The following is a 20,227-nucleotide window of genomic DNA, read 5'->3' as shown; positions in this document are numbered from 1 at the left end:
GCGCTCAGGGTGAGGTCATGCGAGGGCCGGTAGGGTCTGCGCCATGGCTGACGCTGTCGTGATTCCCGGCCGCATGTTCGGCCCGGCATCGGGGATGCTCATGTACGCCGCCGACGTGGCGGAGCGCCGCGACGGGACCCTGCACCGGCACTGGTGGTCGAAGGAGTCGCCGTCGCCGTTCGACCCGCCGATCGAGCGCTGGGTGCGCGACGAGGTCGCGCCGCTGCTGGACAAGGTGGGCGGGCGCCCGCTGCTGATCGCCAAGTCGCTCGGCAGCAACGCCGCCGCGCTGGCCGCCGAGCGTTCGCTGCCCGCGGTGTGGCTCACGCCGGTGCTGAACGTGTCGTGGGTGCCCGCCGCGCTGGCCCGCGCGACCGCGCCGTTGCTGCTGGTGGGCGGCACCGCCGACAAGCTCTGGGACGGCGCGCTGGCCCGCCGGCTCACCCCGCACGTGTTCGAGGTGCCGGACGCCGACCACGGCATGTACGTGCCCGGCCCGCTCACCGACTCGATCGCGGTGCTCGGCCGGATGGTCGTCGCCGTGGAGGAGTTCCTCGACGAGATCGCCTGGCCCCCACGGTGATCATGAAGTGGTCGTCGTGAGAGCGCTCTCCTTGGGCGATAACTTCATGATCACCTGGGTGGGGCGGCGGTGGGTGGGGCGGTGGGTGGCTGGCGGGCTAGCAGGGCGAAGGTGTTGGGGAGCTGTCCTCGCCAGGCGGCCGCGTCGACGCCGCCGGGCCGCCAGAACGGCTCCGGGTACTCCGCGACGTGCAGGATCTGTAGGCCGGCCGAGATCACCGCATTGATGATCTCTCCCAGGGTGGCCTGCCACTCCGTCGCTCCGTTGGCGGGGAACGTGTCGTTCACGTGGCCGCGCGCGAAGTAGCTGCGGTCGGGGCGGATCCGGGGCTCGTCGGGGTCCCAGGCCCAGAGCGGCACCATCGGGTGCGACTCGTAGACGAACAGGTGCCCCGACGGCCGCAGCAGGCGGGCGGCGTCCCGGGCCCAGGCCCCGAGGTCAGGCATCCAGATCAGCGCGCCCTTGCCGGTGTAGACGAGGTCGGCGCACCCGTCCCGCAGGGGCGCGCCGGGCAGCGCGGCGATCAGATAGCGGCAGGCCACGTCGAGCTCGTCCGCCCGGCGTTGCGCGGCGGTGGCGGCCACCTCGCTGAAGTCGATGCCGACCACGCGCCGCGCGCCCGCCGTGACGAGCGCGACGTCGTCCAGCCCGTGGCCGCTCTGCAGGTGTACGACGGTCGGCGCGGACGCGAGGAGCGGGCGCAGCAACTCCTCCTCCCGGGCAACGAGGGACGAGCCGTCCCGGGCCTCGTCCAGGAGCTCCTGGTACTCGCGTACGTGCTTCTGCGAGGCCGTCTCCCAGGCCGCACGGTTGTGTCGTGTGCGCCGATCCACGGGTCACAAACCTAGTCCGTCCAGGAAGGACTCCCACGTACGCGTGCCGGTGTCGGCGCCGTGGAGGGTGAGGTTGTCGCCGGCGCGGTAGGCGCGGCCGGCCTTGCCGGGCAGGCGGACCGGGAGCAGCGGGCGGCGCTTGCCGGCCGCGCGCAGGTAGCCGCGGATCAGGTCGGCCATCGGGTACACCGTGGGCCCGGCGAGGTCGGGCACCTGGCCGGCGGGCTTGTCGAGAGCCAGCTCGACGAGCCGTTCCGCCACGTCGCGCGCGTCGACGGGCTGCAGGCGCAGGCCGCCCGGCACCGGGACGACGGGCAGCTTCGCCATCCCCCGCACCATGGACAGGACCAGGTCGTGGAACTGGGCGGCGCGCAGCGTCGTCCACGGCAGGCCGGAGCCGGCAACTGCCTGCTCCGCGGCCAGCTTCGTGTGGAGCCAGCCGAGCGGGACCCGGTCGGCACCGATGACCGAGATGTACACCAGGTGCCCGACCCCGGCCCGCTGAGCGGCGCGGACCAGGGTGCGGGTCGCCTCGTCGTCGCCCTTCTGCCCGCCGGCCAGGTGCATGATGATCTCGGTGCCGCACACCGCGGCCTCGACGCCCGCGCCGGTGGACAGGTCGGCGGTGACGTGCTCGACGCCCGCGCCGGACGGGCCGCCGCGGCGGCTGAGCACGCGAACGGGGTGGCCGGCGTCGCGCAGCAGCGGTACGACGTGGCGCCCGAGCGTGCCGGTGCCGCCGGTGACCAGGACGGGGAAGTTCATCGTGTTCTCCATACTTGGCTCGAACCTGAGCGAGCAGGGAGTGTGACGGGAGTGACGCAGCTCACCGAGCGCTTCGAGCGGGAGCGCCCCCACCTGCGGGCGGTGGCGTACCGGATGCTCGGATCGCTCAGCGAGGCCGACGACGCCGTCCAGGAGGCGTGGCTGCGGGCGGCCCGCGCCGACACCGGCGGCGTGGACAACCTCGGCGCCTGGCTGACCACGGTGGTCGGCCGGGTGTGCCTGAACGCGCTGCGCGCCCGCCGGCGGCACCCGGAGGAGTCGCTGGAGGTGCGCGTACCCGATCCGATCCTGGACCCGGCCGGCGGGACCGACCCGGAGCACGCGGCGGTCCTGGCCGATTCGGTCGGGCTCGCGCTGATGGTGGTCCTGGAGACGCTGACGCCGAACGAGCGCCTCGCGTTCGTGTTGCACGACATGTTCGCGGTGCCGTTCGAGGAGATCGCCCCGCTGATCGAGCGGTCAGCGACCGCGACGCGGCAGCTCGCCAGCCGCGCCCGGCGGCGGGTGGAGGGCCAGGCACCGGCCCCCGACCCGGACCTGGCCCGCCAGCGCGCGGTGGTCGACGCGTTCTTCGCCGCCTCCCGGGACGGCGACTTCGAGGCGCTGGTCTCCGTGCTCGACCCGGACGTGGTGCTGCGCTCCGACGCCGGCGGGCGGTCGCGGTTCACCTTCACCATGCACGGCCCGCGGTCGGTGGCCGAGCAGGCGTTCACCTCCGGCAGGCTGTCCCCGTTCGTGCATCCGGCGCTGATCAACGGCGCCGCCGGGGTCGTGGTCGCCGCGCGGGGCCGGGCACTGTTCGTCATGGCGTTCACCGTCAAGGGCGGCAAGGTGGTGGCGATCGACGTGCTCGCCGATCCGGACCGCCTCGCCGCCGTCGACCTCAGCCGGCTATGACGTCACCCGGAAGGTGGCGTCGCTGCGGGCGGTGGCGGTGCTGATCGGGTCCAGCCGCAGCAGGTAGTTGTAGTGCCGGATGTACCGGTCGGGATAGTTGTACGACTGGAACGAGCTCCAGGTCGAGTCGGCCAGCCCGGCGACGCGGCGGAAGGTGGCGTCACCGGCGAACGCCGACGTGCCGTCGTTGGGTGCCAGCACGAAGTCGAACCCGTAGTGCCGCAGGTAGTAGCCGGGGTAGTTGACCGACTGGATCGAGACGTACCCGGAGCTGTTGGCCAGGCCCGGCACGAGCCGGAACTGGGCGTCGGCGGCCGGGCTGACGCTCGGGTCGATGCGGACGTCGAGGTTGGCGTGCCGCACGTACCGGTCCTGGAAGTTGTACGACTGGAGTCGGTTGATCGGCGCGGACAGGTTCCACTTGGCCAGCACGCGGCTCTGCTCGGCGGCGGTCAGGTTGAGGATCGAGCCGTGCCGCTTGCGGTTGGTGCCCATGCTGTAGTCGGTGCGGGTCCGGAAGTTCGCGGTGCTGCCGAGGTTGCTGGACGTGATGGGCATGTACCCGCGGCCGGTGGCGAACTGGTCGAGCCACAGGTTCCACTCGTCGCGGCCGTTGAACTGCGCCCACATCGGACCCTCGACGACGTTGCCGCCGCCGGTCCCGTTGGAGATGCCCATGTGCGACAGGTTCCCGATGGTCGTCCAGGTGCCGAGGACCGAGTTGCTGGCCTCGATGGTGATGTGCCCGTCGGCCGAGGCGCGGTAGTAGCGGTACCCGCCGACGCTGTTGGCCACCTCGATGATCTGCGTGTCGATCATGCCCTGGGTGCCGCCGCGCTCGATGTAGAGCTGCGGGGCGGTGAAGCTGCGGAAGTCGCTGGTGCGCACGTACCAGATGCGGTGCTTGGTGACGCCGTTGCGGGCCGAGTTCGTCGCCCAGTACACGACGTAGTCGCCGGTCGCCGGGTTGTAGATCGCCTCGGGCGCCCAGGCGTTGCCGGCGCCGGAGATGCCGCCGGCGACGTTGATGAGCCAGGGGGCGGACCAGTTCACCAGGTCGGTCGACTCCCACACGACCAGCGACTTGCTGCCGGCGTTCGCGGCGTCGCTCCACGACGTACCGCTGGCGATGCGCAGGTCGGTGGCGATGATCCAGTAGCGGTCGCCGGCGGGGGAGCGGACGATGGCGGGGTCGCGCACGCCCCTCGTGCCGATCGTGGAGTAGAGCACCGGTCCGCCGTAGTTCAGGTCGGTCCAGTTCAACCCGTTGGTGCTGTAGGCGAGGTAGATCTGCTCGCCGGCCGCCGTCTCACCGGTGAAGTGGGCCATCAGGTAGCCGGTGAACGGGTCGAGCGCGGCGGCCTCGCGCCGGGTGGTCACCGCCCACGAGGCGACTATCAGGAACACGGCGGTGAGCAGCGCGCTCACCCGGGTCAGGGCTCGGGACATGGCGGCCTCCTCAGAGGGTGGGGACGATCGGGGCGATGGTGCCGTCGGCGTTGAACCGCATCGGGTCGATGGCGGTCTCCCGGTTGGTCCCGTTGCCGGCGGGCACGGCGAAGCGGTGGTAGGCGATGTACCAGGTGTCGGTGCCGGGGGCGCGCACGACGGAGTGGTGGCCGGGGCCGCGGATCCCCGCGTCCAGGCGCTTCTGCAGCACGACGCCGCGGTTGGTCCACGGCCCGTACGGCGACGTTCCGGTGGCGTACGCGATCCGGTAGTCCTCGCTGCGGGTGTCGTTCTCGGACCACATGAGGTAGTAGGTGCCGTTGCGCTTGAACACGAACGGGGCCTCGTTGTAGCCGGACGGCGTGATGGTGCGCACCTGCGCCGCGTCGTACGAGACCATGTCGGCGTTCAGCGGGACCACGCGGGCCACGCCCTGGCCCCAGTACAGGTAGGACTGTCCACTGTCGTCGGTGAACACCATCGGGTCGATGGCCTGGCCGCCGGAGAACTGTCCACTGGTGACCAGCGGCCGGCCCAGGGCGTCGCGGAACGGCCCGGTGGGCGAGGCGGAGACGGCCACGCCGAGCTGCTTGGCGGTGTTGCCGCTGGCCAGCCCGCCGCTGAAGTACAGGTAGTACTGGCCGTTCTTGGCGGTGACGGCCGGCGCCCAGGCGGAGTTGTCGGCCCAGGACACGTCCGGCCCGTGGTCGAGGATGACGCCGTGGTCGGTCCAGTTGACCAGGTCGGTGGAGGAGAACGCCTTGTAGTACGTGCCGCTCCAGCTCGCGTACCCGTCGGTGGTCGGGTACAGGTAGTACCGGCCGTTGAAGTTGGCGATGTGCGGGTCGGCGAACAGGCCCGGGAGCACCGGGTTCGCGGTCGTCTTCGGCGCCCAGGGCGCGGTGATCCGGAACGAGCTGTCCGCCCGGAACGCCGCGGTGTCCTGGTAGGCGTCCAGCCACAGCGCGAAGTCCCGGTGCCGGATCCGCCGCGCCGGATAGTTGTACGAGACCAGCGACACCGAGCCGGCGACCGAACCGTCGACCGCGCAGAACGTGGCGTCGCCGCGGAACGTCGCGTCGCCGGCGTTGGCGTCGACCCGCAGCCGGTAGTTGTAGTGCCGCAGGAACAGCCCGGCCTTGGTCTGGAACGAGTAACACGCCGGCGAGGCGAGCCCGTTGACGACGGTGAACGTGGCGTCCAGCTTGGTCTGCGCCGCGCTGGCCGAGGTCACCGCCTCCAGTTGGCCGAGGGCGTTCAGATGGCGGGCGTACCGGCCGGGGTAGTTGACCGACTCCAGGGACGCCGCGCCGGCCGGCAGGGTCGCCGCCTGGGCCGGCGAACCGGTCAGCACCACCACGAAGCCGGCCGCCAGAGCGGACAGGGTTGACACCACGCGGAGACGCATCGCTACCCTCCAATGTTAGCGTTCACATAGCCCCTGCGATATCCCCGTGTGCGTTCTGTTTCGAGATTGTGTCGAAGTGTTAAGGCATCGACGCCGGTTGTCAAGAGGTCGGGGGCGCCAACGCGCGTCGGACGGCGGCCGGCGGTTCGCCGACGTGCCGGCGGACCACGCGGGTCAGGTGGGCCTGGTCGGCGAAGCCGTACGCGGCGGCGAGCTCGCGCAGGCACGGCGCGCCCTCCTGCAGGTCGCTGAGGACCGCACGCACCCGCAGCCGGTTCCGGTACGCGGTCAGGGTCTGCCCCGTGACGGCGTGGAAGACGCGGCTGAGGTGGTACGGCGAGGAGTGCACAGCGCGGGCCACGTCGTCCAGGCCGAGCCGGAACCCGCCGGTAGCAAACACCTCGCGGGCCCGGTGCGCGAGCCGCCGGTGCGCGGCATGGGTCGCTGGCCTCCGCCGGGCCGCACGGGCCTGATCATCGCGGTCCTGTCCGGACGCGGCGAGCAGCCCGGTCAGGAGGCTGTGCACGCGCTCTGCCGTCTCGAATCCGTCGATGCCGCGCCGGCAGGCCGCGACCAGCGCGCGGTGGCGCAGGTCCAGTCGGTCGTCGACGGCGCCCTGCCAGCCCGTGCGGCCCAGCCACACCTGCCCGTCCGGGCGCTCGGCGAGCATCTCGGTGGGCACGACCAGCCCGGTGAACACGTCGCCCCAGCCGAGCGGGTGGGCGACGCTCAGGTCGTCACCCGGGCGGGTGAGCAGGACCGACAGGGCGTCGGTGAAGGTCTCGCGGCCGTTGACCCTGCTCAGGTACGCCCCGGAGCGGGCGAGGATGGCGCGGAACGCGGACTCGGGGACCGGCCCCAGCCACCCCGCATGGTCGACCAGACAGCGAGCCTCGTACAGGTGCATCCCGTCCGGGCTGCCCAGTCGCCGGCCCATCCCCAATCCCACGCCGCGCCCTCCCTTCCCATCGAGGTAGACGCCGAAGCCGGGCAGGAAAGTTCAACGCCGGCGCGGTCCGGTAGGCGCAGCATGAGGCATGCGAGCAACCAAGCTGAGGCGCTGGCTGGGCATCGTGTTGGCCGGCGCCATGTGCGTGACATTGAATCCGGCGCAGGCAACGGCCGGGAGCCGGCCGCGGCTCGCCGGCTCTGCTCCCTGTCCCGGGCAGCCGGGCTTCACCTGCTCGTACCTGACGGTGCCGCTGGACCGACGCGGGAGCCTGCCGGGCCAACTGCGGCTGCGGGTCGCGGTGGCCGACAACGCGGCTGCCCCGCGCGGCACGCTGCTGCTGCTCACCGGCGGCCCCGGCCAGCCGGGCCCGGGCCTGCTGCCGCGGCTGCGGCAGCGGTTCTCATTCCTGATGAACGAGTACCGCCTGGTCCTGATCGACCAGCGCGGCACGGGCGAGGGTGCGATCGACTGCCCGCGGCTGCAGGTCGAGGTGGGCTCGTCCGACATCACACCGCCGTCGGCGGACGCCATCCGCGAGTGCGCCCGCACGCTCGGCCGGACCCGGCACCACTACACCACCGCGGACACCGTCGCGGACCTGGAGGACCTGCGCCGGGCGCTCGGCGTTCCACGGTGGACCCTCGACGGCGTCTCGTACGGCACGTTCACGGCCCAGCGGTACGGGCTGACGTTCCCGGGCGGGTGCGCCGGATGGTGCTCGACTCCGTGGTCCCGCAGGACGACCCGGACGCGCTGTACGTGGCCGGCCTGCGCCGCACCGCCTTTGTCCTGCGCCAGGCGTGCCAGGAACAGAACTGCGGCTTCGACCCGGCGGCGGCACTCGCCGGTGTCGTGCGCCGCCACGGCAACGGCGTCGGCGTCTTCGACCTGGTCGTCATCGCCAGCATCGTCGACCCGAAGCTGACCGGAGACGGCTTCTTTCCGGTCCTGCGCCTACTGCGCCAGGCCGCGGACGGCGATCCGGGCCCGCTCAACGAGGCCGTCGACGCACTGCAGGGCGGTGCGGACACCCCGGCCGCCGAGTACAGCGCGGGACTGCACGTGGCGACCCTCTGCGCGGACCTGACCCACGCACCCTGGGGCGACTCGGCGGCGCCCCTGTGGCAGCGCGACGCCGCCGTCGACCGGGCGCTGCGCAAGCTGTCCACAGAGGACGTATGGCCCTTCGAGCCGCGTACCGCCGTCGAACAGGGCGTCATCCAGGGCTGCCGGCATTGGCCGCCGTCCCGGCCGAACCCGCGCGCGCCGCACGAGTGGCTGGCCATGCCGGTGCTGCTGATCAACGGCGACCGGGATCTGTCCACCCCGGTGGAGTGGGCGATCGAGCAGGCGGCGCGGACGCCGCACGGCACGCTCGTCATCGTCCCCGGCATGGGCCACTCGATCCAGGGCCGGAACGCCGCCGGCGACCAGGCGGTACGCGACTTCCTGCTCGGTTGAGCCGTGGGTGTGCGCCGGCACGGGGGCGGCGCACACCCACGGGGTTTCTCGACCGCTACCGGCCCGTCACCCGGTGGAGGACGTCGTGGCGGAAGCCGGACGAGGCCTGGCCGCGGCCGGCGTACTTGCGGCGGGACAGCCACAGGTGGGTGGAGCCGTCGCTCCACCGGGCCAGCTGCCAGTGCCGTACCACCCGGACGCCCTCGCCGGCCAACTCCTCCGCGGCGATCCACTCCGTCTCGCGCAGCAGGTCGCCCAGTGGGGCGCGGTCCGGGCCGGGCAGCGCCGAGCGGCGTAGCTGAAGGCCGCGCTCGGCATCGGCCGCCTGTACGAACGGGATCCAGTGCGCGGGCGGCTGGGCCTCGGTCAGGCGGTAGTCGAAGTCCGCCCCGGCCGGCGCGGGCGGGGCCGCGCGGGGCTCGCGCAGCGTGGCCAGATGGCGCTCGTGCCGGTCGACCGGCCTCCCGTCCGGATCCTCCACGATGGACTCCACGGCCCAGGCGAGGTTGGCCGCCTCGTCCCGCAGCAGGAGGACCTCCTCGACGGGGCCGCTCTCGAAGCCGTGCGCCAGCGTGGGCGGCAGCACGAAGACCGGGTTGTAGTAGCTGTGCCCGGTCAGCCCGAACATGCCCCACTCCTCGTTGCCGGCGGGACCGACCAGGGTGCGCACGTTGAACGTGTCGGTCACCACCAGGGACGCCACCCGGGCCACCGTGCCCACCGGCAGCTCGACCGGGATCGAGAACCAGTCGCACGAGTACAGCAGCGCGAACTCGCCGAGCAGCATCCGGCCGAGGTCGGTCGCGCCGGACTCGATGCCGCCCAGGTGCACCCGGGCGTCCTCGAACTCCCACCAGCGGTTGGCCGGCATGCCGGCGAAGCCGATCGGCGTGGGCAGCACCGTGCGGACGATCTCCGAGCCCGGACGCTCGGCGTAGACGGACGACGTGTCCGGGGCCTCGTCCAGGTCGTACCACTCCAGCGAGCCACCGGGATACTCCTCGGCGGCCACCGAGAAACCCTCGTTCGCCGGGCCGAGGTTCGTGCCCAGCGTGAACCGGTGCTCCAGCCGGGTCGGCTCCCACGCCTGGCCGTTGGGCGCCGCCGTGCCGCGGTCCACAAAGGAGTCCCACCACCGCACGAACTCCGTCGCGGCGCCGAGCACCCTGGGCCGGTCGGCCGCGGAGACCGGCGGTTGCGCCGGCACGGTGACCGTCCCGTTCGGCGCCCGGAACGCCGCGGCCAGCGCCGCCGCGTCCGGCAACCGTCCGGAAAGGACAGACACACTCTGACCGCCGGCGCCGGGGTCCGGCAGGGCGAACCCCTGCGTGTACGCGGCGCGGTACTTGCCCGCGCCGTACCGGGTCAGCAGCCGCAGGAACCGGCGTCCGCCATCCGCTCGCAGATCCAGCTCCACGGTGCCCGCCGGCTCGCGCTCGACCAGCGTCTCCAGCGGGGTCACCGCGTGGTCGTACGGCAGCGGGGTCCCGGCATCGTAGCCGGGACCCCGGCCGCGGTAGGCGGACAGCGCGCCGGCGTCGAGGCGCAGCCTGGCCGACGCGGGCGAACCGCCGTCGCTGCCGTGGAACTCGCCGAGCTGCCACTGTCGGGCCAGCAGCCAGGCCGGGTCGGCGATCCGGGCGGCGGCGCCCTCGCCGGCGGTGGAGCCGTGTAGCGGTTCGAGCCGGGTCCAGGTGGTGACCGAGGGTGCGCCGTGCGCCGTCATCGCTACTTTCCTTCCAGCTGGAGGGCCCGGGTGAAGTCGGTGGAGACCGTCGCGCCGCTCTCGTTGAACGCGAAGTACAGCGCGGGCAGGAAGTGGCCGTACTGGTCGAGCGTCTGCAGGTCCACCGCACGCGCCTGGGCCACGTCCATGGCCTGCGCGATGGTGTCGAGCAGCCGGTTCGGCTCCCACTCGCGATCCCGGTCGGCCAGGGCCAGCAGGATCGCCTGCGGTGCCCGCGAGCTCGGAGCGTCGTAGTGGAACGCCAACCCGGCGACCTCCTTGTCGTTCGGCACCAGCTCGGTCCACTCGTCCAGGAGCAGCCCGGTCAGCGGCCGGGACGGGTCGACCGGCCGGACACTGTGGACGGCCAGCGCGGTCCGGCCCGGCACGCGCCCTTCGCGGGGCGGCAGCGCGACCCAGCCTTCCCGCGCGTCGTACGGCAGCTGCGCCACGAGCAGGTCGGTCGCCGCCGTCACACCCGTTGCCTCGGCGTACGCGAACACGCGGCGCAGGCGGTCGGCGGCCGGGCGTACCCGGGCCAGCCGGTCCAGCCAGGTGGCCGGCGACAGCGGGTCCTCGCCGAGCAGCGCGGCGGAGTGGCTCAGCAGCTCGGTGACCTCCGCCGGCCGCACCGGGACGAAGCGGGGTACGGCGGGGAAGTCCGGCCCGATCAGGCAGCGCAGCTGGGCCGCCTGGTGCTCGGCGCGGTCCCGGTCGGTGGCGTTCCGGTCGTCGAACCCGGCCGCGAGCTCGGCCCGCTCCGCCAGCCGCCGGTCGACCTCGGCGATCGTGGACTTCGCGGCGATCCGCAGCTCCTCCCGCCACGCGTCCGTCCAGACCCGTCCCACCTCGGGGTACGCGCCGGTCACGCCGAAATACGACAGGGTGGTCAGCTGCCCGCCCATCGCCCCGATGTCGCCGGTGTCGGCGGCCACGGCGAGTGCGGCGCGGTGCCGGGTGAGCGCGTGGGTGGCGGCGATGACCCCGTTGGCCGCGCCCGCGACGTCCCACCGCACGGCGACCTCCTCGCCCGGACCGGCGAGGTCGGCACCGCGCACCGGGCGCGCGCCGAGCAGCACCGCCCGGACCGCGCCGGCCAGCTCCCGGAACTCGGCGACGCTGAGCACGTCCCGCGGCCACGCCGGCTGGCGGCCGAAGTCCGGCTCGGGCATGATCAAGTCCGGTACGTGGGCCGGACGCTCCAGCCGCAACCGGCTGACGAACCGCTGGCGCAGCTCCCACTCGGCGCCGTCCCGGTCCGCGCCGCACAGCGCCACCAGGTCCAGCGGCGAGAGCCGGAGCTGGTCGAGGGTGATTTCGGCGGACGCCAGCACGGTGCCGTCGCCGGCCCGCCACACGCCCCGGCAGCGCACCCGCGCCGGGTCGCCGAGCATCCGCCCGGCCCAGCCGTTGAGCGTGGGTTCGACGTTCGCGCGGAACTGGTACCCGTCGGTGGGCCACACGGCGAGGTCCGCGGCCTGGTCCTCGCTGCCGAGCAGGATCAGCCGGTGGGTGTGCACGGCGCCGGTGCGCGGGGTCTGGACGACCTCCAGGTCCGGCGGCGGCGCCTCGCCCTTGGCCAGCGCGTCGAGCACGGCGCCGGCCCGCGCGTGGTTGCCGCCGACAAGCTGGTGTACGCCCTCGGCGAGGCCGGCGTCGGCGAGCGCGTCGATGGCGTCCGCCGCCGTCTCCAGCGCGTTCAGCGCGACCCGGTGCGGCTCGGTGCCGGTCGCCGGCAGCACGGCGTCCGGATGGTTGTCCGGGTCCGGCGCCGTACCCCACGGGATGCCGCCCACCCGCCAGCGCTCGACCAGCGCGACGCCGTCGGCGACGGCGGCCTGCCGGGTCACCTCGCCGGCCGGCCCGCCGGGCGTCAGGACCTGCGCGGTGGACGGGGCCAGCAGCCGGAACGCCGTGACCAGCCCCGGCACGCCCGCGCCTGGGTTGCTGGTCAGCTCCCGCTCGAACCGGTAGCCGAGCAGGGCGCCGAGCGGCTGGCCGGCGCGTACGCCCTCGGCGAGGTGCCGGGCCAGCCGCACCCGGGACGCCCCCAGGTTGACGGCGACCGCCTCCTCCCGGCGTTCGCGCCCGCCGCGCGCGACGTACCCGGCGTGCAGGACCGCCGCGGTGGCGGCGTGCTGCATCGACGGCGCCAGAATGTGCCCGGCGTTGGCCTTGTCGTGGTACAGCGGCGCGGGCTCGTCGCGCGGCGGCTTCGGTACGGCGGTCAGTTCCGCCGGGCCGACGTTGGTCAGCCATCCGAAGCCGCCGATCGCGAGCGTGTCGGGGCTGGCGCCGCGCACGGCCGCGAGCCGCTCGTTGGCGTACGACGTCACCCACGCGTCGAGGCGGTGCGCCGCCAGGTCCAGGCTGCCGCGCAGCAGCGTCTCCAGCACGTCCGCGGTCTGCCCGGCGAGCGTGGCCAGGGCGGCGCGGAACTCGTGCAGGTCGGCGACCGCGGGGTCGTCGGCCGGGGCGGCGGCGATGTACTCGCCGAGGGTGCCCGGGCCGTACGGCTCTGCCAGCAGCCGCCACATCGTCGGCGTGGGCGGCGCCTCGGTGTCCAGGTCGACCAGCTCGTCCTCGACCAGCTCCCGGCCGCCGCCCTTGACGCGCAGGGCCGCGTTCCAGAACTCTTGCAGCGCGGAGTTGCGCAGCACCCGGTGCAGCAGCGGCGTGCCCGGGGCCACCGCCTCGGCGGCGATGGCGGCAGGGTCGAGCGTGCGCAGCCGGTCCAGGAACGCGGCAGTGTCCGGGCCGGCCACCGGGGCGTCGATGTCGAACGCCTCCTCGGCGAAGACGGTGCCGGTGTGCCGCTGGTCCAGCGGCAGGCCGTACCGCCACAGCTGACCGTTCGCCGTGTCGCGGGGCGCGTCCCGCCAGCTGTCGGCCAGGTCGAGCCGCAGGAACCGCCACAGGCCGCTCATGTACTCCGGCCCGATCGTGCTGCGGCCGGCGTACGCGGTGGCCATCGGCTGCCGGGTCAGCAGCTGGTAGTAGCGCTCCAGGTCGGGCGTGCTGTTGGGCGGGTCGGGCCAGGTGGCGCCCACGGTGGCGCGCCGGCTCGCCGCGGTCCACTGGGTCAGCAGGTCGCGCAGCTGCTCGGTCATCGGGCGCGGCCCGCCGTCCCCGGCCAGCGGGATGGCCAGCACCGGCAGCACCCCGTACGGCTGGTCCCCGACCCGCAGCACCGGCAGCGCGCCGCCGGCCCGGACGTGGTCGATGAAGTGCCGCCGGACCTTGCCGATCGTGTCCAGGCCGACGCCGTCGAGGATGTGGAACAGGAAGTACCCCCAGGTGGAGGCCCATACGGCGGTGTTCATCGCGGCCTGCGTGTCGACCCGGTCGCCGCCGCCGGCCAGCGCGAGCACCGCGCGGGCGGGGCCGAGACCCAGCGCGTGGGCCAGGTCGCGGGCGACGGTGCCGGAGCCGATCGGGGGCACCGGGGTACGGCTGCCGTCGGTCCGCCGGTAATGCTCGTCGAGGTCGGCGCCGGCCGCGGCGTACCCCGAGCGCTCGGTGGCGGTGTTGTTGGTGGGCGTACCGGGCGCCACGAAGCCGAGCCCGTCGGTGTAGTGGTGCGCCTGCAGCAGCGCGGCCAGCCGACCCGGGGCGGCCAGCGTGGCGCCGGGCTGGTCGGCGGTCTCGTCCACGCCGTACACGATGAGCCGGTCGAGGTTCTGGGAACCGACGAGATCGTAGTGCTCGGGGGTGATGGTGATGGCCATGCCCGCGGCCTCGGCTTCCGCGTAGTCGACCAGCCAGGCCATGCCGGGGTCGGTCAGCGCGTCCGGATCGGGGTCCTGGGTGCTGGCCGGGTCGGGACCCACGGCGAGGTCGGGCGGGATGTTCCGGCCCGCCACGTCGAACACCAGCTGTGTGTACACGTCCTCGGACATCTGCCGGGCCCAACCGGCGGCCCGCCACCGGGTGGGCAGCAGCCGCGCGAGCGGAGGGCTGGCCCATTCGAGGGCCTTCGGGGCGCCGGGCGGCCGCCCGTCCCGCGTGCGGCGGGCCACCCACGCCGCCCGCTCCGGGCCGTACTGCGCCGCCAGCCCGGCCCAGGCGCCGGCCAGGGCGGTGGCGCCGGCGCCGGCCCGCGCCACCGCGGCCCAGTACCGCAGGCCGTTGTCGGCCTCCGCGGCCGTCAGGCCCGGCTCGTGGGCGTCGACGTGCAGCCGGTCCGGATAGATCCTGATCTTCAGCACGCCGTCGTGGTAGCGGGTCTCCAGCCGGACCGGCAGCAGCGCGATGGGTACGCCGGCCGGGACGTGCAGCGGCGGCGGCGGCGTGCCGAGGGTGGGCGTGGTCATGCGGAAGCTCCCAGGGTCTGCGGTGCGACGAGGTCGGAGGCGTGGATGGCGATCCGGAACGGCATGCGGACCAGCCCGGCCGCGGTGTGCCCGCCCGCCTCGGTCCACTGTGGATCCGCTGGGGCGGCGAACCGGGAGCCCGTGGGTGCCTCGGCGAACGCGAAGTACCAGCCGGGGTCCCCGCGTACCTCCCCGCGCGGGATGGGGAAGCTGAACAGGCTCACGTCGGCGCCGACCCGCCCGACGAACGCGGGCAGCTCCACCCGGCCGGCCGGCTGCCGGCCCGCCGGGGTGGCGACGCCCCGTACCGCCTGCACCACCAGGTCGGGGTAGCGGCGCAGCAGTTCGCCCCGGACCACCAGGATCACGCTGTCCGCCGCGGCCGGTCCGATGACCTGCCCGGCCAGGCCCTTGTCCGGGTCCCAGTCCGCGATGTCGGCGATGTCGCCCGGCGAGGCCCCGCCGGCCGCGCCCCGACCGTCGAAGAAGTGCCGGAACCAGGTGGCCCGGCCGGTGGTCGGGAACCCGCGCCAGAGCAGCTCCCGGCCGAACTCGTGGTTCAGGCCGGCGAGGTACGCCGCGATCAGCGTGCCGTTGCCGGCCAGCAGGGCCACGCTGTTGTCCGGCAGCCCGTCCACGGCGGGGAAAACCAGGTCCGGGAACAGCTCCCGGAGCGGATCGGCCATCGCCTGCGGGAAGCTCGGCTCGAACAGCCGGGGGCGCAGCGGGTCGCCGGTGCCGTCGAGCCGCGCGGGTTCCGCCGGCAGCGGACCGTCCCCTATGGACACGCGGGCCGCCACCGCGGCCGGGACCGTGGTGGCCGGGTCCAGGGCCGCCGCGACCGACGCGGCCACCTCGGCCACGTCGTACGTGGCTTTGACGGGTTGCGCCTGGCCGAGCGTGGCGTCGCTCACCAACCTGCTCTGGTGGCTCAGCGCGGCCGACTGGAACCGGTCGCCCAGCCCGGCCAGCCGGGCGAGGCGGTGGTCGGACAGGTCGCCCACCACGCTGAGGACCCGGTCGGTCGAGCCCGCCGGCTCGGTGCTCAGCACCCGGGCGGTCTGCCAGCGCTCCACCGTGCCGTCCGGCCGCAGGCCCCAGCCGATCAGCTGTCGGGTGACCCGGGTCTGCGGCGTCCCGTCCGGTGCCGGGTCGTCGAAGGTCATCGTCACGATCAGGTCCAGATTGCCGTCGCCGTCCAGGTCGGTCACCGAGACGGCCACGTCGGCCGGCAGCGGGGCCGTGCCGGTGGCTGCCCGGCCGACCTCGAGCCGCCGCCACGGCGACCAGGTCCCGTGCGGCGTACCGGTGGCCCAGGACAGCTTCCACACCGGGTGCGGGACGTTCTCCACGCCGAGGGCGGCGACCAGCAGGTCGCCCGGCTGGCCGGAGGGCAGGGCCGGCACCGTCGACACGGCGTAGGCCGACGCCGTCGGGCGCTTGTCGAGGCTGGTCACCCAGTCCGTCGTCGCGGCCGGGTTCGCGAGGTAGTTGGCGCGGATCCGCAGGGTGGGCTCGAACGAGTCCTCCCAGAGCACGACAAGCTCCGTGCTGCCGCTCGCGCCCGGCCGCATCGTGGCGGCGGCCAGTCGCGTCCCGATGCCACCGAACGGCGCGAGCACCTTGGCCGCCGGGACCGGGCCGCCCTGCGCCGGTACCGAGCAGTAGACCGGCTCCCAGGCGTTGTTCTGGGTCGCCCGGCGCAGGCCCACGAGCATCAGGCCGGGAGCGGCCGCGGCCGCCGTGCGGGCCAGCAGGGCGCCGATCCACTTCGGCCGCCGCGCGACCACCGGCAGCGTCTGCGTGACGGCCCAGCCTCCCCAGCGGGTACGGCCGTCGAAGTCCATGCCCAGGCGCACCTCGGTGCTGAGCGTCCAGGCGGGCGCCGCCTGCTCGCGGATCAGCACCACGTCGGTCAGGTAGCCGACCGGTCCCGGGGTCAGGATGGGCCGGGTCGACGCGTTCCGCCACCACGGGGCCGCCGCGTCGACGAGCTCGGCCGTGATGCTGCGGTAGCCGGTGGGCGTACCCGTGTGGCGGTCCAGGACCCCGGTGTCCGGGCTGGCCGCGACCGGCGGCGTGGGGACGATGGTCTTCAGCGCCACCGGCGTCACCGCGGACGGCAGCGGCTTGTTCGCCGTCGCCCCGGCGACCTTCGCGGCCGTACCGGTGGGGCGGGCGGCCCGCTGCACGTCGGGCGAGGCGACGTCCGCGGTCGGCTGGTGGGTCGCCAGCTCCCCGGCGAGGGTGCCGTGCTCGGTCTTCAGCCGGCGCAGCGCGGTGGCGGCGCGCTGGACGACCACGTCGGATTTCTCGGCCGCCGCCGCGCGGCCGGTGCCCGGCGGTGGCGTGAAGTGCCGCCGGTACAGGCTCCTGCTGACCTCCCGGGCGAGCTGGCCCTGACGCAGCTCACGGTTGGCGCGTTCCAGCTCGGCGGCCTGGCGCCAGGCGGACGACATCAACGCCTCCTGGTGGATCCGCACCACCTCGGCGCCGAGGCCGGCCGCGGCGCGCAGCCGCGGGTCGAGGTTGAGCTCGCGCAGCCAGCCCGGCTCGCCGTAGCCCCATGCCGGTCCGCGGCCGGCGTGGGCGGCCAGGTAGAACGGCGGCGTCACCTCGGCGCCCGCCCGGCGGAGGATGGCCTCCATGGCGGAGATGTAGCCGGGGTGGACGTCGCCGTCCTGGCCCGCGCCGAGCGCCGTCAGCGCGGGCAGCACCGGCAGCTGGCCGGGGTGGTCGCCGAGCACCTCGGTCAGCTCCGGGGCGGCGTCCTTATAGGACAGTACCCGCTGGCCCGGGTCGGCGACCGCCGCGCGCAGCCGCCGTGCCAGCGCCGCGAAGTCGCCGTCCGGACCGGTGCTGAACGTCCAATGGTGGTAGACCGGCAGCTCCACCGTGCCGCCGCCGGTGGGCGCCCACTTCCATGCCGGCTCCGTGGTCTCGCCGGCCGGCACATCGCCCAGCCCGGCGACGCGGCCGTGCTCGAAGGCCGGGACGACGCAGGCCAGGTAGGGGCGCCCTGGATCGAGCACGCGGGGCGCGATGAGCCGGGACACGTTGCGCTCGGGCCGGGTGGTCAGCAGGGTGGCGAGGTCCTCCTTGTCGTCGGCGACGACCACCTCCGCGTGCGCCCACGACGCCGAGCCGGAAAGGTCCGGCAGCTCGGACATCGGGCAGGTCAGCACCGGCAGCGGGTGGCCCGGCCGGGTCGACAGGGCGACGCCGCGTACGCCCGTGTCCACCACGACCAGCACCAGCCACGGGCGCAGCCCGCGGCCGGTGGGCGCCGCGGTGGTCAGCCGCCACGGCAGCCCCGGGTCGTCGAACTCGACCAGTGCGAGGTGCTCCGGCTCGAACGCGGTGGCCCCGGGCGTCGGGTCCATGCGCACCACCTGGCGCGGGTCGAGGCCGGTGACGTCGCCGGGCCCGTGCAGCGCCAGGGTGGGCCCGTCGAAGTCCTCGCCGTTCACGGTCAGGCCGGTGCTCACCTTCGCCCGTGCGGGCAAGGCTCCCTGGCCGGCGTCCGGACCGGTGATCTTTCCGCCGAGCCCGTCGCGGACCCACGACAGGTAGTGCCGCCGGGCCACCGCCGGGGCGTCGTCCACTGTGGTCATGCGGGCACCAGACCTTTCCATGAGGTACGGACGGGGGCCGCCTGCGCGGCGGTGGCGGGGACGACGATCAGCTCGGGGCCGGCGGGGTGCTCGGCCAGCCACCGGCGCCGGTGCTCGGTGGCCTCGGTGCGGCTCCACCGCTGGCCCGGCCCCGGCCGCGGTCCGGCCGGCGCCAGCGTCGCGGCGTCGACGACCACATAGGACTCCGGCGCGACGCCGACCCGCAGGCCCGGCGCGTCGAACCGGGCGGAACCGGTCGACCGGGTGGCGGCCCGCGCGGCCGCTCCGGAGTACGCCAGGCGATCCAGGTCCGCGCCGCTGAGCGGGACGCCCGGGACGGCGGCGGCCAGCGCGGCGGCGCCGTCCACCCGGCGGGCCGGCGCGTTCGGCTCGTCCACCACGAACGTTTCGTATCTGATCTCCACCGTGCGCCCGCCGGGCTCGAAGTGGATCGCGTCGGTCGCGTCGAACGCCACGCCCGAGGGCATCGCCTCGAACGACTGGCGGGCCAGCTTCTCCTCGTCGTCCAGGTCGAGGAACTGCCCCGGGGAGAACGCGTCGTGCACGTCGGACCAGTCCGTCGCGGCACCGCCGAGCCGGGCGCCCTGGATGCGTACCTGGCGGTCGCCCTCGATCCGGGCCTGGCCCACGCGGTCGAGGCGGATGCCGCCGACCGGAGCCACCTTCTGCCGTACGGTGACCCGCGCCGACGGCGAGACCAGCAGGTCCGACAGGGTGATGCCGGTGCGCATGGTCAGCGCGGGCAGCGCCGCGCGCTCCTCGACCTGCCACGCGCCGCGCTCGGCGAGGGCGGTGCGGATCAGGTGCGCGACGTTCTGCGGCGGGGCGGCCGGCACCTCCTGGGCCTGGCCGAAGGTGGCGGTGAAGCGCTTGGTCGCCTTGAGGCCCAGCAGCTCGATGGTGACCTGGCCGCGCACGTGCCAGCGGCCCGGCCCCTCGACGTGCAGGTCGGCGGTGAGTCCAAACAGGAGCTTGCCCTTCCAGCGCACCTGTACGGCCAGGCTCAGGTCGAGCTCGAAGCCGAACGGCACGAACCGGACCAGCGCGTCGAAGGAGAAGTGCCCGTCAGCGGTGACGTCGCCCATCCGGGCCGCCACCTCGACCCGCGCACCCAGCTGCAGCGTGTTGGGCGTGAGCGCCAGGTACGCCTCCAGGCGCAGCCGGACGTCGCCATCGCCGAGTGCCATCGTCACCCGCCGCAGGGCCGGGAAGCCGGGCGGCGGGGTGAAGCGCGGATGGAACCCGCCGACGCTCAGCACGAACTCCGACTCGCCGCTCCACCGCGCCCGCAGCGCCATGTCGCCGGACAGCTGCCAGCCGGCGATCTGCGAGTCGTAGAGCGTGGCGTCCAGTGCGAGGGTGCCCTCGCCGGTGTCCAGGACGCCGAACGCGTCCATGTTGAGCAGGGCGATGGGCGCGCGCTCGTCCGGCAGGGCGACGCGTACCCGGCCGGCGGCGATGAACCGCAGCGGCTGCGGCAGCTCCAACGCGAGGCCGAGGTCCAACGTGGCGACCGTCGGCAGGCCCCAGGTGAGCCGGGCGGTCGGGCCGAAGACGTGCCGCCCCGGCGTGACCGGGAAGAAGCCGGCCAGGTCGCGCAGCAGTTGCCCCGGCTCCTCGCGGACCGCCTCGCCGGGCGCCAGGATCGCGGACAGGGCGCCGGTACGCAGGCCGTCGCGCAGCTTCGCCACGTCGACCGCGCGGTTGATGCCGACCAGGCCACCGACCCCGGCCAGGCGGAAGCCGAGGCCCAGCGGGATCGGCTCGGGGAAACGGGCGTTCACGACGACGAGCAGGGAGAAGCCCTTGCGGCCGTCCGGCATCCGGGTGGCCAGCAACCCCAGCGCGGACAGCCGCAGCTTCGTGAACTCCAGGTCGACGCCGCCGCTGTACGACTCGTCCTTCGGGTCGTACGACAGGAAGCCGGCCCCGCTGACGGCGCGGGAGTCGACGCGCAGCGAGAGCCCGGTCGGCGGCCGGAAGCCGACGTCCAGGTCGGCGAAGCCGAGGTTGCCGCCGCCTTCGGGAAAGTCCAGCCGGCCGCCGACGCCGACGCCCTCCACCCGTACCGTGACCGGGCCCAGCTTGACCTCTCCGGACGCGACGGCGGACAGGCCGATGGCGCGGTCGGCGTCGTCGCTGGGCACGTCGACCGCGACGACCACCTGGTCGAGGCGGGCGATG

General features: G+C 74.3%; 13 protein-coding genes. 4 read left to right on the top strand and 9 right to left on the bottom strand.

Features of this window, described 5'->3' with window-relative positions; genetic code table 11:
* Positions 1-43: 43 nt before the first annotated feature.
* Positions 44-583 carry an alpha/beta fold hydrolase gene (locus Prum_RS45545; protein WP_173085472.1) on the top strand — a complete coding sequence of 180 codons (540 nt, stop codon included), beginning with the start codon at positions 44-46 and terminating at the stop codon, positions 581-583.
* Positions 584-633: 50 nt separating this feature from the next.
* Here the strand turns inward: Prum_RS45545 and Prum_RS45540 are convergent, their stop codons facing one another.
* Positions 634-1,416 (bottom strand): class I SAM-dependent methyltransferase, encoded by a 783-nt coding sequence (locus Prum_RS45540; protein ID WP_173085470.1) that lies wholly within the window; start codon positions 1,414-1,416, stop codon positions 634-636.
* 3 nt (positions 1,417-1,419) lie between these two features.
* Entirely contained in the window at positions 1,420-2,181 is a 762-nt protein-coding gene (locus Prum_RS45535) for an SDR family oxidoreductase (protein ID WP_173085468.1), read from the bottom strand.
* Between the two features lie 42 nt (positions 2,182-2,223).
* Between Prum_RS45535 and Prum_RS45530 the strand changes: the two genes are divergently transcribed.
* Positions 2,224-3,099, top strand: a complete 876-nt coding sequence (locus Prum_RS45530; RefSeq protein WP_173085466.1) for a sigma-70 family RNA polymerase sigma factor — start codon at positions 2,224-2,226, stop codon at positions 3,097-3,099.
* On the opposite strand, the gene Prum_RS45525 is transcribed toward Prum_RS45530, so the two are convergent.
* The 3 genes from Prum_RS45525 to Prum_RS45515 all read right to left on the bottom strand — a co-directional run bounded on the left by Prum_RS45525 (position 3,094) and on the right by Prum_RS45515 (position 6,893).
* Entirely contained in the window at positions 3,094-4,548 is a 1,455-nt protein-coding gene (locus Prum_RS45525; protein WP_173085464.1) for a glycoside hydrolase family 43 protein, read from the bottom strand. The genes Prum_RS45530 and Prum_RS45525 overlap by 6 nt on opposite strands.
* Before the next feature lie 10 nt (positions 4,549-4,558).
* Positions 4,559-5,956: a family 43 glycosylhydrolase gene (locus Prum_RS45520; RefSeq protein WP_218577898.1), complete on the bottom strand. Its 1,398-nt coding sequence runs from the start codon at positions 5,954-5,956 to the stop codon at positions 4,559-4,561.
* 100 nt (positions 5,957-6,056) lie between these two features.
* Positions 6,057-6,893 carry a helix-turn-helix transcriptional regulator gene (locus Prum_RS45515; RefSeq protein WP_173085462.1) on the bottom strand — a complete coding sequence of 279 codons (837 nt, stop codon included), beginning with the start codon at positions 6,891-6,893 and terminating at the stop codon, positions 6,057-6,059.
* A 259-nt stretch (positions 6,894-7,152) separates the two neighbouring features.
* Here Prum_RS45515 and Prum_RS45510 point away from each other — a divergent pair, with 259 nt between their 5' ends.
* Together Prum_RS45510 and Prum_RS45505 are read left to right on the top strand one after the other, a co-directional pair.
* The gene (locus Prum_RS45510; RefSeq protein ID WP_173085460.1) at positions 7,153-7,833 is read left to right on the top strand and encodes an alpha/beta fold hydrolase; all 681 of its coding nucleotides are present in this window, start codon (positions 7,153-7,155) and stop codon (positions 7,831-7,833) included.
* Positions 7,761-8,369 carry an alpha/beta hydrolase gene (locus tag Prum_RS45505; RefSeq protein WP_173085458.1) on the top strand — a complete coding sequence of 203 codons (609 nt, stop codon included), beginning with the start codon at positions 7,761-7,763 and terminating at the stop codon, positions 8,367-8,369. Before Prum_RS45510 ends, Prum_RS45505 begins: the two co-directional genes overlap by 73 nt.
* A 55-nt stretch (positions 8,370-8,424) precedes the next feature.
* Here the strand turns inward: Prum_RS45505 and Prum_RS45500 are convergent, their stop codons facing one another.
* Genes Prum_RS45500 through Prum_RS45485 form a run of 4 tightly spaced genes read right to left on the bottom strand, consistent with a single transcriptional unit; the run spans position 8,425 to position 20,226 of the window.
* Positions 8,425-10,095 carry a hypothetical protein gene (locus Prum_RS45500; protein ID WP_173085456.1) on the bottom strand — a complete coding sequence of 557 codons (1,671 nt, stop codon included), beginning with the start codon at positions 10,093-10,095 and terminating at the stop codon, positions 8,425-8,427.
* A gap of 2 nt (positions 10,096-10,097) precedes the next feature.
* Positions 10,098-14,408, bottom strand: coding sequence for a hypothetical protein (locus Prum_RS45495; protein ID WP_173085454.1), 4,311 nt, complete (start codon positions 14,406-14,408; stop codon positions 10,098-10,100).
* Positions 14,405-18,022: a hypothetical protein gene (locus Prum_RS45490; RefSeq protein ID WP_173085452.1), complete on the bottom strand. Its 3,618-nt coding sequence runs from the start codon at positions 18,020-18,022 to the stop codon at positions 14,405-14,407. The genes Prum_RS45495 and Prum_RS45490 overlap by 4 nt, the downstream gene beginning before the upstream one ends.
* Entirely contained in the window at positions 18,019-20,226 is a 2,208-nt protein-coding gene (locus tag Prum_RS45485) for a DUF6603 domain-containing protein (RefSeq protein ID WP_308785462.1), read from the bottom strand. Before Prum_RS45485 ends, Prum_RS45490 begins: the two co-directional genes overlap by 4 nt.
* Between the last annotated feature and the right edge of the window lies 1 nt (position 20,227).

This window comes from Phytohabitans rumicis (assembly GCF_011764445.1).
GTDB classification, from domain to species: Bacteria; Actinomycetota; Actinomycetes; order Mycobacteriales; family Micromonosporaceae; genus Phytohabitans; species Phytohabitans rumicis.
The sequence above is the reverse complement of the archived record's forward strand: the minus strand, read 5'-3'. Positions and strand labels throughout refer to the sequence as shown.

Coding starts and splice junctions, on each gene's coding strand:
- Prum_RS45525 (WP_173085464.1), bottom strand. CDS start 4,548: ATGTCCCGAGCCCTGACCCGGGTGAGCGCGCTGCTCACCGCCGTGTTC.
- Prum_RS45520 (WP_218577898.1), bottom strand. CDS start 5,956: ATGCGTCTCCGCGTGGTGTCAACCCTGTCCGCTCTGGCGGCCGGCTTC.
- Prum_RS45490 (WP_173085452.1), bottom strand. CDS start 18,022: ATGACCACAGTGGACGACGCCCCGGCGGTGGCCCGGCGGCACTACCTG.
- Prum_RS45500 (WP_173085456.1), bottom strand. CDS start 10,095: ATGACGGCGCACGGCGCACCCTCGGTCACCACCTGGACCCGGCTCGAA.
- Prum_RS45495 (WP_173085454.1), bottom strand. CDS start 14,408: ATGACCACGCCCACCCTCGGCACGCCGCCGCCGCCGCTGCACGTCCCG.
- Prum_RS45535 (WP_173085468.1), bottom strand. CDS start 2,181: ATGAACTTCCCCGTCCTGGTCACCGGCGGCACCGGCACGCTCGGGCGC.
- Prum_RS45545 (WP_173085472.1), top strand. CDS start 44: ATGGCTGACGCTGTCGTGATTCCCGGCCGCATGTTCGGCCCGGCATCG.
- Prum_RS45515 (WP_173085462.1), bottom strand. CDS start 6,893: ATGGGCCGGCGACTGGGCAGCCCGGACGGGATGCACCTGTACGAGGCT.